The organism is Pseudonocardia alni, assembly GCF_002813375.1.
GTDB classification, from domain to species: domain Bacteria; phylum Actinomycetota; class Actinomycetes; order Mycobacteriales; family Pseudonocardiaceae; genus Pseudonocardia; species Pseudonocardia alni.
Genome location: NZ_PHUJ01000003.1, coordinates 4,277,059 through 4,288,970, shown reverse-complemented (window position 1 = coordinate 4,288,970; position 11,912 = coordinate 4,277,059). Strand labels below are relative to the sequence as shown.

Here is an 11,912-nt window from a genome sequence, read left to right as displayed (position 1 = left end):
CTACAGGAACCAGCCGAACCCGAGCACCAGCGACGCCGTCACGACCACCCCGAGCGCGGCGAGCAGACCGGCGCGGTCCCGCCGCCGGTCCGCGACGACCTGGCCGACGACGGCGACGACCGCCGCCCCGACGTGCGCGACGATCGCGCCGGAGCCGGGCCCGGGGACCCCGCTGTTCCCGGCCGCCCACTCCACGGCGACCAGCCCGAGGGCGAGCACGACCAGCCCGCCGGCGAGCACGCCGGCCAGGCCGCGCACCAGCCGGGCCCCGGCGCCGTCGACGTCGGGTCCGGGTGTGCGGCGCCGCGCCCGCCGCCGGCCCTCCTCGGCGCGGCGGCGGTCGGCCCGCCGGCCGGGCGCGCGGGCGGCGGGGTGCTCGTCGGCGCGCGGTGGCTCGCCCGCGCCGGAGGACAGCCCGCGGCGGGACCCGGCGTCGCCGCGGCGCGGTGCGCGGCGGGCCCCGGGCAGGGCCTCGGTGGGGTGCGGACCGGCCGGAGGCCCGAGGCCGCCGCGCCGCCCGGGCGGGCCGGACGGCAGGGCCGGCGGGCGGGGGCCGTAGCCGTCGGGGCCGGGGTGCGGGCGTCCGTGCGACGGCCCGGCGCGGTACGGGGCGGGCGGGCCCGGCGGGCGGGGCGGGAGCGGGGGGCGGCCGCGGGGCGGCGGGCCGGGGAACTGCGGGTCGGCGGTCACGGTGCGAGCAGGTCCCACGGTCGCGGCTCCGGGACGGCGGCGCGGCCCGGGGCGCAGTTCCGGCGGACCGCGCAGGTCCCGCAGTGCGCGCCGGTGCGGGCCGGGAAGAGCGCGGCGGCGTCGCCGCCGTCGGCCAGCGCGGTCGTCGCCCCGGCGGCGGCGTCGGCGGACTCCGCGGCCGCGGCGACGTGCCGGTCGAGGGAGGCCTGGTCGTGGGTGTGCGCGGCGACGGTCCCGGTCGGCACGTGATGCAGCTCGACCGTGCGGCAGGGACGGCGGAACACCGCGGCGGTGGCGACGGCGTAGAGCGCGAGCTGCCGGGAGTCCGCGGCGTCGGCCGCGGTCGGCACCCGGCGCCCGGTCTTGAAGTCGACGACGACGGCCTCGCCGTCGCGCGCGTCGATCCGGTCGACCCGGCCCTCGACCAGCAGCGGCCCGGCGGGGGCCCGCACCCAGCGTTCGACGGCGAGCGGCTCGTCCCGCCCGGCCGGGCCGTCGACGGCGGCGGCCAGCCAGTCCCGAGCGCGCTCACGGTACCGGGCGGCCTGGGCGTCGTCGGCGAACCCCTCGCCGGTCCAGTGCCGGTCCACCAGGGACGCGGCCTGCTCCGGGGTGCGCCGCTCAGCGGGCAGGGCCGCCAGCGACCGCAGCGCCAGGTGCACGACCGCACCGAGCGTGGTGTGGGCGAACCCGCCGCCGCGCGGCGGGGCCGGGCGGTCGACGTGCACCATCCGGTAGCGGCGCGGGCAGGCGTCCCAGGTGTCGAGCCGGGCCGGGGTGACCCGGTGCAGCGCGGTCGCACCGAAGCCGGGGTCGAGCAGGTCCAGGCCGAGCTGACCGTCCGGGGTCCCGGTGGCGGGAGCGGTGGTCCGGGCCATGGGCGCCACGGTACTCCGGGACGGTCACCGACCGTCGATCACTCCCGGCGACGCACCGTCACGCGGTGCCGCCGGATCCGCCGTGCAGCACGGGGACGCCGGTGGCCCGTTCGGTCAGTGCCGCGTAGACCTCCGAGTCGGTCGTCTCCTCGGCGAGCGGGGTCGTCTTGTTCGTGCCGTGGTAGTCGCTGGAGCCGGTCGTGAGCAGGCCGTGCTCGAGGGTGATCCCGCGCAGCAGCTCGCGGTCGGCCGGGGCGTGGTTCGGGTGGTCGACCTCGATCCCGCCCAGCCCCCAGCCGACGAGGTCGACGAGCACCGACGGCTCCACGACCACGCCGCGCCTGCGGGCCAGTGGGTGCGCGAACACCGCGACCCCGCCCGCCGCGACGATCATCTCGACGGCCGTCTCGACCCGGGTGTCGGCCCGCGGCACGTAGTAGGGGCTGTCGTTGTGCAGCAGCTCGGAGAAGGCCTCGTCGACCGACCCGACGACGCCGGCCGCGACGAGCGCGCGGGCCAGGTGCGGCCGGCCCGCGCTGCCGCCCTCGGGCAGGTGTGCGAACACGGTGTCGACGTCGACCGGGTACCCGTCGGCGGCCATTCGCCCGATCATCGTCTCCAGTCGCTGCACGCGCTCGGACCGCAGCCGCTCCTGCTCCGCGACGATCGCGGCGTGCTCCGGGTCGAACAGGTAGCCGAGCAGGTGTACCGAGCAGCGCGGCTCGCCCGTGCGGCCGGTCGGGCTCAGGCAGGAGAACTCCGCGCCGCGCACCAGCGCGAGACCGGCCGGCAGCGCGGCCCCCGCCTCGGCCCACCCGGCGGTGGTGTCGTGGTCGGTGATCGCGACGACGTCGAGCCCCGCGGCGCCGGCCGCCCGGACCAGCCCGGCCGGGGAGTCGGTGCCGTCGGACGCGGTGGAGTGGGCGTGCAGATCGATGACGGACACGTGACCGACACTAGCGCCGCGCGGCGCGCGCGCATCCCGCGACGGGACACGCGGGTCAGCGCCGCCAGCGCGGTTTGGCGAGCATGCCGGTCGCGCGGGTCTTGCCCTTCTCCCCGAAGACCAGCTCGGAGAGCGCCTCGTAGATCTCCTCGGGGCGCGGCATGTAGTCGATGCGGTTCAGCGCCTGGATCTGGCCCGCGGACTCGACGACCATCGTCCCGTAGCCGAGCATGCGCCCGGACAGCGAACGCTGGAACGTCAGGTCGGTGACCTTGCCCAGGGGCATCATGCCGACGTTGTGCACGATGATCCCCTGGGCGATCATCACCCGCTTGTCGGTGATCACGATCCGCTCGATCCACCAGAGGATCGACAGCGCCGTGTAGCGCAGGACCGCGACGACGACCAGGTAGAACGCCAGGTTGTCGACCACGACGTCCAGCACCGGGTCGACCCCGGGCCCGTCGAGCAGCTGCTCGACACCGATCACCACGATGATGAACAGCGCCGTCTGCCAGATGTGTTTGACCATCACCGCCCAGTGCTGGCGCACACGGATGACGCGCCGCTCCGTGGGGAGCAGGTACTCGTCGATCTCCCGGGGCGCGAGCACGGGCTCAGATCAGGTTGGTGACGAAGGTCGAGACGGACTGCGCCGCGTCGTAGAGGATGTTGCCCACGTTCGAGACCGAACCGGCCGCACCATTGGGATTGGTGATCACCAGGAAGATCCCCAGCGCCACCGCTACCAGGATCAGGATCTTCTTCACGTTCCCTGCCCACCCGTTTCTCGGTGTGTCGGACACACAGACATGTCATTGGTACCGGAGGGCCGACTGGCCCCGGTACCGGCACCCGAGCAGCGTACCGTCGTTCCGGATGACCGACAGTAGCCGACACGTCGCCTGCGTGGGTGGAATCGTGTTCGACCCGGACGGACGATTGCTGCTCGTCCGCAGGGCGAACGAGCCTGGTCGGGGGCTCTGGTCGGTCCCCGGCGGCCGGGTCGAGGCGGGCGAGAGCGAGCACGAGGCCGTGGTCCGCGAGCTCGCCGAGGAGACCGGTCTGACGGTCGTCCCCGGGCGCCTGGCCGGGGTGGTCCTCCGCGGCCCGTACCGGATCGCCGACTACGTCTGCACCCTCGCGACCGGCGACGGCATCCCGCGGGCCGGCGACGACGCCACCGACGCCCGGTTCGTCGACCGGGCGGACTACGCGACGCTGGCCGTCGTCGAGGGCCTGACCGAGACCCTCGGCGGCTGGGACTGCCTGCCCCGGACCTGACCGCCACGGCGGGTGCCCGTCCGGCCCCGCGGTATGCGTGTGGGTGACACACGACGGCCCCCGCTCCGGGACGGAGTCGGGGGCCGGTGCCGGCGTGGTGTGCCGCGGGTCAGACCTGCGGCGTGGGGCGGCCGGGCTGCTCCCCGCCGCGGCTGTCGCCGTAGGACCGCTTGGGCACCATGACCTTGCGGCGGAAGGTGCACACGACGGTGCCGTCCTGCTTGTAGCCGCGGGTCTCGACGTACACGACGCCGCGGTCGTCCTTCGACTTCGACGGGGTCTTGTCGAGGACCTCGGTCTCGCCGTAGATCGTGTCGCCGTGGAAGGTCGGCTTCGTGTGCTTGAGCGACTCGACCTCGAGGTTCGCGATCGCCTTGCCCGACACGTCCGGCACGGACATGCCCAGCAGCAGCGAGTAGATGTAGTTGCCGACCACGACGTTCTTGCCGAAGTCGGTCGTCTCCTCCGCGTAGTGCGCATCCATGTGCAGCGGGTGGTGGTTCATGGTGAGGAGGCAGAACAGGTGGTCGTCGTACTCGGTGACCGTCTTGCCGGGCCAGTGCTTGTAGACCGCACCGACCTCGAACTCCTCGTAGTAGCGCCCGAACTGCACCGTTCACGCTCCCATCACGCTGTCGATTCGTTGCGGGGGTAATCTATCCGGTGGCCCGCGCGAGGAAGGGCGGTCCGGCTCACACGTGCACGGTCGGGGATGTCACATCTCGGTGACGTCCGCCCGCGCACGGACGAGACACAGGACGTCCACCGGAACAGCTAGGGAGGTGAGTGCGGTGTCCGCGTCCCAGACACCGGCGAGCAGTAGGTGCCGCCTCCCGCTGCACACGGCCCCGGAGCACGTCACGGGCTGATCCCGGCGGGAGGCGAGTTCCGGCCCGGCGGCCGCCCTGCGCGGTCGCACCGTTCCCCGGTGCCGCTCGCCCCCCGAGCCGCACCGGCACGCCCGGAGGTGGTCCTCGTGATGCCCTCGCTCTCCCAGCTCCGCCCCACCATCCGCCCGTCCCGCCGCGCCGAGCGCGCCGCGGCGCGGGCCGCCGCGAGCCCGCCCGTCCGGCTGCGTGTTCCACTGTCCGCCTACGTCGTCGACTGCGCCGTCTACGTCGACGGCCGCCGGCTCCCCGGCCGCTGGACCCACGACGAGGCGATCGCCGAGGTCCGCGAGCGCGGCGAGGGCTTCGTCTGGATCGGGCTGCACGAGCCGGACTCCGAGCAGATCGCCGGCGTCGCCGAGACCTACGGGCTGCACGAGCTCGCCGTCGAGGACGCGGTGCACGCGCACAACCGCCCCAAGCTCGAGCGCTACGACGACACGCTGTTCATGGTGCTCAAGACCGTCCGCTACGTCGGGCACGCCGACCCGACGACGTCGAACGAGATCGTCGAGACCGGTGAGGTCATGGCCTTCCTCGGGCGCGACTTCGTCGTGACCGTCCGGCACGGCCGCCACACCGGCCTGCGGGAGGTACGGCGGCGGCTCGAGGACGACCCGGAGCAGCTGTCCCTCGGCCCGGCCGCGGTGCTGCACGCCATCGCCGACCACGTCGTCGACTCCTACATCGAGGTCTGCGGGCAGATCGAGGACGACATCGACGCCGTCGAGGCCGAGGTGTTCTCGCCGCGCTCGACGATGAACCCCGAGCAGATCTACGTCATGAAGCGCGAGATCCTCGACCTGCGTCGTGCGGTGATGCCGCTGGTCGGGCCGATGCGCAAGCTCGCCGAGGGTTACAGCGCGCTGGTCCCGCACGACGTGCGGTCCTACTTCCGCGACGTCGACGACCACCTCGGCGGCGTCGCCGAGCAGGTGGCCGGTTTCAACGAGCTGCTGACCACCCTGGTCGACGCGGTCCTCGCGAAGATCAGCATGCGGCAGAACAACGACATGCGGAAGATCACCGCCTACGCGGGCCTGATCTCGGTGCCGACGATGATCGCCGGCGTCTACGGCATGAACTTCGACTCGATGCCCGAGCTGCACTGGGACTTCGGGTACCCGATGGTCCTGATCGTCATCGCGACGCTGTGCGGGCTGCTGTACCGCAACTTCCGCCGCAACGGCTGGCTGTAGGCCCGGGACGCCCGCCGGTCAGACCCGGCGGGTGCCCGTCGGCGGGGTCGGCGGCTCGTCGTCCCCGGCGGGCGGGGGCGCGTCCCCGGGGCGTGGCCGCGGGGGGCCGGGGCGCCGGAGCCCGACCGGGCGGCGCGGACGAGGGCCGGGCGTCGGGCGCCGGGGGCCCGTGGTGCCGGGTCCGGCAGGTCCGGGCTCGGCAGCGCCGCGGTCGGGTCCGGCGGCACCGGGGTCGGACTCGGCGGCACCGGACCCGGGTTCCGCGGCGCCGGGGTCGGAGGGCTCGGGACGGGGGTCCGGCAGCCCGTACCGCAGCGCCCGGGCCACAGCGTGCCCGCGCGGGCGGGTGTCCGGGTCGTCGTCCTCGGTGGGGGCGGGGTCGTCCGCCGCACCGGACGGGGCCGGGTCCGCGGCGCCGTCGGCGTCACCCTCCCCCACCTCCACCCCGTCGTCCTCGAGCACCTGCTCCGGGAGTGTCTCGGCGTAGCCGGGGTCCTCGGGGCCGCCCTCGTCGACGGGTTCGGTCGTGTCCCCGGGAGCCGGGGCGGGCTCGTCCCGGAGGGGCCGCCACCCCGCGGCGGCGATGGCCGAGCGGCGGGCGCGGCGTTCCTGGCGCTCCCCCACGACGTCGGGCTCGTCGGGGCGCCGTCCCAGGAACGTGTGCACGAGGTGCTGCTGGACCCCGCCGACGGTCTGGACGCGGACGTCGTCGAACCCGGCCCGTTCCATCCGGTGCACCATCTGCTCGGGCCCGCCGGCCGTCGCGATCCGCCTGGCCCGGTAGCGGGCGAGGTCCGCGGCCCCCCAGCGCAGCGAGGCCATCGGGAGCATCCAGGTCCAGTTCGCCGTCGTCCAGCGCATCCGGCTCCGGCCGCCGACGGCGTAGTCGTGCACCGCCAGCGGGGCGCCGGGCGCGAGCAGGCTCAGCAGCCGGCGCAGGCCGTGCTCGGCGTCGGGCAGGTTGGACACCAGGAAGGACGCGAGGATCCCGTCGAACGGGCCCTCGATGCCGGCCTCGGCGAGGGTCTCCAGCCGGGAGTGCACGAACGTCACCCGGGGCGACCAGTTCTTCTTCCGGGCGACGGCGAGCATCTCCGCGGACGCGTCGACCGCGACCACCTCGGCACCTCCGACGCTGGTCAGCAGCGCCTCGGTGGACACCCCGGTGCCGCAGCCGACGTCGAGCAGACGCAGACCGTGGCCGTCGCCCAGGCCCATCCGCGACGCCGACACCCGCAGGTGGGTGCGGTAGCCGGGCAGGGTCGCGACGAAGGCGTCGAAGCCCGCGGCACCCCGCCCGTAGGCACGGTGCACCGTGGCCGGGCGGATCTGGTCGCTCTCCTGCCACGCCTCGCCGCTCACAGTGCCTGATCCTGCCCGCAGCAGCCCGTGTCCGGAACCCGACGCGCCCTCCCCGGTGGGGTGTGACACCCACCCGGGAGGGCGCGCTGGGCCGAACGTGCAGCTCCGGCCACCCGTGCGGCGCAGCGGGTCCGGCCGGAGGCGGGGTGCCGCCTCAGCAGCAGCGGCCCTGCGGGTTGCTCTCCTGGTACGCGGTGCGGGCCCGCCAGTACTCCCGCTCGGTCATCGGCGGGTGGTCGTGTCCGCTGCGACGGTGGTGGTCGAGGTAGCGGTCGTACAGATCCGCCCCGATCACCCCGCGCCACCAGCCGTGCAGCGCCCGCAGCCGGGCCAGCGTCGTGGCCGCCACGGTCGGTGCCGCCACGGTCAGTGCCCCGACCGGGCCGGGGTGCCGACCGTCTCGGTCCACTCCTTCTCCAGCTCCTTCTCCGCCGGGGTCGCGACCAGGCCGGCCGGGGCGTAGAGCCGCGAGGGAACCGGTTCCTCCTCGTGGTCCGGGCGGCCGCCCGTCGAGATCGACGTCCGGGCGGCCAGGACCGCGGCGACGATCACGACGAGCGCGAGCGTCACGAACAGGATCGACAGCGTGCCCTGGACGAAGGTGTTGCGGACGACGGCCGCCATCGCCTGCGGGGTGCCCGCGGTGCCGAAGCTCGTCTCCCCGGACGCGATGGCCTCCCGGAAGGCGAAGTGCTGCGCCCAGTACCCGATCTTCGGGTTCGAGGAGAAGATCTTGTACATCGACGCCGTGACCGTCACGACGGCGGCGAACGCCAGCGGCACGACGATGATCCACAGGTAGCGCACGTGCCCGCGCCGGGCCGCGATCGCCAGGCAGACCGCGAGCGCGATCGCCGCCAGGAGCTGGTTCGCGATGCCGAACAGCGGGAAGAGCGTGTTGATCCCGCCCAGCGGGTCGGTCACGCCCATCAGCAGGATCGCGCCCCAGGCACCGACCATCAGCCCGGTGCAGATCCAGGCGGCCGGCCGCCACGAGGTGTCCTTAAACCTCGGGGCCACGGTGCCGATCGCGTCCTGCAGCATGAAGCGCGCCACCCGGGTGCCGGCGTCGACGGCGGTGAGGATGAACAGCGCCTCGAACATGATCGCGAAGTGGTACCAGAAGCTCATCATCCCGGGCCCGCCGATGAACTGCTGCATGATGTTCGCCAGGCCGACCGCCAGCGTCGGCGCACCCCCGGTGCGGGAGACGATCGACTCCTCGCCGACCAGTGCCGCGGTCGTCGCCAGCTGGTCGGGGGTGACGTTGACGTTCATCAGGCCGAGCGAGTTCACGAACGCGGCCGCGCCCTCGACGGTGCCCTCGGTCAGCGACGCGGGCACGTTCATCGCGAAGTAGAGCCCGCGGTCGATCGACAGCGCCGCGACCAGCGCCATGATCGCCACGAAGGACTCCATGAGCATGCCGCCGTAGCCGATGAAGCGGGTCTGGCGCTCCTTCTCGACCAGCTTGGGCGTGGTACCCGAGGAGATCAGGGCGTGGAAGCCGGACAGCGCGCCGCAGGCGATCGTCACGAACAGGAACGGGAACAGCGACCCGGCGACGACGGGGCCGTCGTCGCGGCCGGCGAACTCGCTGAACGCGGGCGCCGCGACCTCGGGGCGGACGACGATGATCGCCACCGCGAGCAGCACGATCGTGCCGATCTTCATGAACGTCGACAGGTAGTCGCGCGGGGCGAGCAGCAGCCAGACCGGGAGCACCGCGGCCACGAAGCCGTAGACGATCACGCCCCAGGCGATGGTGGTCCGGTCCAGGGTGAACAGCGCCTGGCCCCAGCCGGTCTCGGAGACCCAGCCGCCGGCGACGATCGCGCCGATCAGCAGCACGAAGCCGATCCAGGAGACCTCGGAGACCTTCCCGGGCCGCAGGTACCGCAGGTAGACGCCCATGAACAGGGCGATCGGGATGGTCAGCGCCACCGAGAAGACGCCCCACGGGCTCTCCCCGAGCGCGTTCACCACGACCAGCGTGAGCACCGCGATCAGGATGATCATGATGGCGAGGGTCGCGATGATCGCCGCGATCCCGCCGACCCGGCCGAGCTCCTCGCGGGCCATCTGGCCCAGCGAGCGCCCGCCGCGGCGCATCGAGAAGAACAGCACCAGATAGTCCTGGACCGCGCCGGCGACGATGACGCCGACGATGATCCAGATCGTGCCGGGCAGGTACCCCATCTGCGCGGCCAGGACCGGTCCGACCAGCGGACCGGCACCGGCGATCGCGGCGAAGTGGTGGCCGTAGAGGACCCGCCGGTCGGTCGGCAGGAAGTCCTGGCCGTTCTCCTTGTACTCGGCCGGGGTGGCGCGCCGGTCGTCCGGACGCAGGAGCTTGTTCTCGATGTAGCGGGAGTAGAACCGGTACGCGATCGCGTAGGTGCTCACCGCGGCGAACACGAACCAGATCGCGTTGACCGTCTCCCCGCGCACCAGCGCGAGCATCACCCACGCCAGCCCGCCCAGCAGGGCGATCCCCGCCCACACCGCGATCTTCCACGGTGTCCACGCCCGCTGTTCGGCGAGGAGCACCTCCTCGTCCACCGCCGCCGGCGGGAGCTCGCGCCCCGCCGGTCCGCCCGACACCTGTGTCATCGCGCCCCTCCGATATGTCCGACGCGCGAACTATAGGAGGCGGTGTGCCCGGTGGGAACCGATGTCCGCTTGCCGGCGCACGACGGCCGCCGCCACCCGGTCGGGTGACGACGGCCGCGGGGTCGTGCGGGCGGGGCGGGGGCCGGTCAGAAGCCCCCGCCGGGGCCGCCCATCGCCAGCTTGGCCAGCATCTCGCGGGCCCGCTCGGCGTTGCGCGGCTCGCACAGGACGTCGTAGCGGCCCGCCACCATCTGGCTGGCGGACTGGAAGTCCCGGCGGCCCTTGCTCGCGCTGTAGCTGACCGCGGCGAAGGCCATGAAGAACACCGCCCCGGACACCAGGCCGACGACGATGGGCAGGAAGTTGCCGTCCGGGGAGAACACGAACAGCAGGACACCGACGAACAGACCCAGCCAGGCACCCTGCGCCGCGCCGGAGGCGAGCACCCGGCCCCAGGTCAGGCGGGCGATGACCCGCTCGACGAGCATCAGGTCGACGCCGACGATCGTCACGTCGGCGACCGGGAAGTCGGAGTCGGCGAGGTGGTCGACGGCCCGCTGCGCCTCCTCGTAGGTGGCGTAGGAGCCCACCGGCCACCCGGTCGGCGGAGTGGGCAGCTGCGGCAGGCCCGGAGCCGGACGAGTCTGGCCGCCGAAGGGGTTGGTCATGGCGTGCTCCTCGTGGAAGATGTCCTGTCTCGTCGTCGGTGCAACGTTCGACCCGACCGCGACGTGCCCCGAACACTAGTCGCGGAGCCGCAGGTCACACCCCACCGACCGGACGACACGGCCCCGCACCCCGGGACGGGGTACGGGGCCGTGGACGCGGGTGCGGTCAGCGCAGCTTGTAGTCGCGCAGCAGACCCCGGGAGATGATCGTCTTCTGGATCTCCGAGGTGCCCTCGCCGATGAGCAGGAACGGCGCCTCGCGCATGAGACGCTCGATCTCGTACTCCTTGGAGTAGCCGTAGCCGCCGTGGATGCGGAACGCCTCCTCGGTGACCTCCTTGCAGTACTCCGAGGCGAGCATCTTGGCCATGCCGGCCTCGACGTCGTTGCGCTCGCCGCGGTCCTTGAGGCGCGCGGCGTTGACCATCATCAGGTGCGCGGCCTCGACCTTGGTCGCCATCTCGGCGATCTTGAACGCGATCGCCTGGTGCTGGACGATCGGCTTGCCGAAGGTCGAGCGCTGCTGGGCGTACTCGACGCCCAGCTCGAACGCCCGGATCGCGATGCCGCAGGCACGGGCGGCGACGTTCACGCGGCCGACCTCGACGCCGTCCATCATGTGCGCGAAGCCCTTGCCACGCTCCCCGCCGAGGATCTGCTCGCCGGAGATCCGGTGGTCCTTGAACACCAGCTCGGTGGTGTCGACCCCCTTGTAGCCCATCTTGTCGATCTTGCCCGGGACGATCAGGCCGGGGGCGACCTCGCCGTAGCCGGTGGGCTTCTCCACCAGGAACGTGGTGAGGTTCTGGTGCGGACGCTCGGCGCCCTCGTCGGTCTTCACCAGCACCGCGGTCAGGTTCGACGTGCCACCGTTGGTCAGCCACATCTTGGCGCCGTCGATGACGTAGTCGTCGCCGTCCTGCTTCGCACGGGTCTTGATCGCCGCGACGTCCGAGCCGAGATCGGGCTCGGACATCGAGAACGAGCCACGGGTCTCGCCCGTGGCCATCCTCGGCAGGTACTTCTCCTTCTGCGCCTGCGTGCCGTGCTGGCGGAGCATGTACGCCACGATGAAGTGGGTGTTGATGACGCCGGAGACGCTCATCCAGCCGCGGGCGATCTCCTCGACCACCAGGGCGTAGGTGAGCAGCGACTCGCCGAGGCCGCCGTACTCCTCCGGGATCATGAGGCCGAACAGCCCCATCTCCTTCATCCCGTCGACGATGTCCTGCGGGTAGGTGTCCGCGTGCTCCAGCGCCGTCGCGTGCGGGATGATCTCCTTGTCCACGAACGAGCGGACGGTGGACAGGATCTCGGTCTGGATGTCGGTCAGACCGGCGGTCTGGGCGAGCCGGGCCATGCTGATTACTCCTCGGTGAGCGTCG

The 11,912-nt window shown here is 73.1% G+C and carries 13 protein-coding genes; 2 read left to right on the top strand and 11 right to left on the bottom strand.

Going from position 1 to position 11,912, the window contains the following annotated elements; translation table 11 throughout:
• From ATL51_RS21280 to ATL51_RS28715, 5 genes are read right to left on the bottom strand one after another with little or no spacing between them, the layout of a single operon-like run.
• A complete protein-coding gene (locus tag ATL51_RS21280; RefSeq protein WP_100879717.1) occupies positions 1–690 on the bottom strand; it encodes a hypothetical protein in 690 nt (229 codons plus the stop codon).
• Complete coding sequence (locus ATL51_RS21275; RefSeq protein WP_100879716.1) at positions 687–1,568, bottom strand: RecB family exonuclease; 882 nt, start codon at positions 1,566–1,568, stop codon at positions 687–689. Before ATL51_RS21275 ends, ATL51_RS21280 begins: the two co-directional genes overlap by 4 nt.
• A 58-nt stretch (positions 1,569–1,626) precedes the next feature.
• A complete protein-coding gene (locus ATL51_RS21270; RefSeq protein WP_100879715.1) occupies positions 1,627–2,514 on the bottom strand; it encodes a PHP domain-containing protein in 888 nt (295 codons plus the stop codon).
• Between the two features lie 55 nt (positions 2,515–2,569).
• On the bottom strand, positions 2,570–3,127 hold the full coding sequence (locus tag ATL51_RS21265) for a PH domain-containing protein (RefSeq protein WP_100879714.1): 558 nt from the start codon (positions 3,125–3,127) through the stop codon (positions 2,570–2,572).
• 4 nt (positions 3,128–3,131) lie between these two features.
• Entirely contained in the window at positions 3,132–3,284 is a 153-nt protein-coding gene (locus ATL51_RS28715) for a hypothetical protein (RefSeq protein ID WP_167379107.1), read from the bottom strand.
• 109 nt (positions 3,285–3,393) lie between these two features.
• On the opposite strand from ATL51_RS28715, the gene ATL51_RS21260 reads away from it, so the two are divergent.
• Complete coding sequence (locus ATL51_RS21260; RefSeq protein WP_100879713.1) at positions 3,394–3,798, top strand: NUDIX hydrolase; 405 nt, start codon at positions 3,394–3,396, stop codon at positions 3,796–3,798.
• 109 nt (positions 3,799–3,907) lie between these two features.
• Here ATL51_RS21260 and ATL51_RS21255 read toward each other — a convergent pair whose 3' ends face one another.
• Positions 3,908–4,411 carry a MaoC family dehydratase gene (locus ATL51_RS21255; protein ID WP_020623563.1) on the bottom strand — a complete coding sequence of 168 codons (504 nt, stop codon included), beginning with the start codon at positions 4,409–4,411 and terminating at the stop codon, positions 3,908–3,910.
• A 366-nt stretch (positions 4,412–4,777) separates the two neighbouring features.
• On the opposite strand from ATL51_RS21255, the gene corA reads away from it, so the two are divergent.
• Positions 4,778–5,884: a magnesium/cobalt transporter CorA gene (gene corA / locus ATL51_RS21250; protein ID WP_062404203.1), complete on the top strand. Its 1,107-nt coding sequence runs from the start codon at positions 4,778–4,780 to the stop codon at positions 5,882–5,884.
• An 18-nt stretch (positions 5,885–5,902) separates the two neighbouring features.
• Here corA and ATL51_RS29105 read toward each other — a convergent pair whose 3' ends face one another.
• The 5 genes from ATL51_RS29105 to ATL51_RS21225 all read right to left on the bottom strand — a co-directional run bounded on the left by ATL51_RS29105 (position 5,903) and on the right by ATL51_RS21225 (position 11,887).
• Complete coding sequence (locus ATL51_RS29105) at positions 5,903–7,246, bottom strand: class I SAM-dependent methyltransferase (RefSeq protein ID WP_208623045.1); 1,344 nt, start codon at positions 7,244–7,246, stop codon at positions 5,903–5,905.
• 154 nt (positions 7,247–7,400) lie between these two features.
• Entirely contained in the window at positions 7,401–7,610 is a 210-nt protein-coding gene (locus ATL51_RS21240; protein ID WP_208623044.1) for a YbdD/YjiX family protein, read from the bottom strand.
• Positions 7,611–7,612: 2 nt separating this feature from the next.
• Complete coding sequence (locus tag ATL51_RS21235) at positions 7,613–9,859, bottom strand: carbon starvation CstA family protein (RefSeq protein WP_100879712.1); 2,247 nt, start codon at positions 9,857–9,859, stop codon at positions 7,613–7,615.
• A gap of 146 nt (positions 9,860–10,005) precedes the next feature.
• Positions 10,006–10,527: a general stress protein gene (locus tag ATL51_RS21230; RefSeq protein ID WP_062400497.1), complete on the bottom strand. Its 522-nt coding sequence runs from the start codon at positions 10,525–10,527 to the stop codon at positions 10,006–10,008.
• A 166-nt stretch (positions 10,528–10,693) separates the two neighbouring features.
• On the bottom strand, positions 10,694–11,887 hold the full coding sequence (locus ATL51_RS21225) for an acyl-CoA dehydrogenase family protein (protein ID WP_062400495.1): 1,194 nt from the start codon (positions 11,885–11,887) through the stop codon (positions 10,694–10,696).
• Between the last annotated feature and the right edge of the window lie 25 nt (positions 11,888–11,912).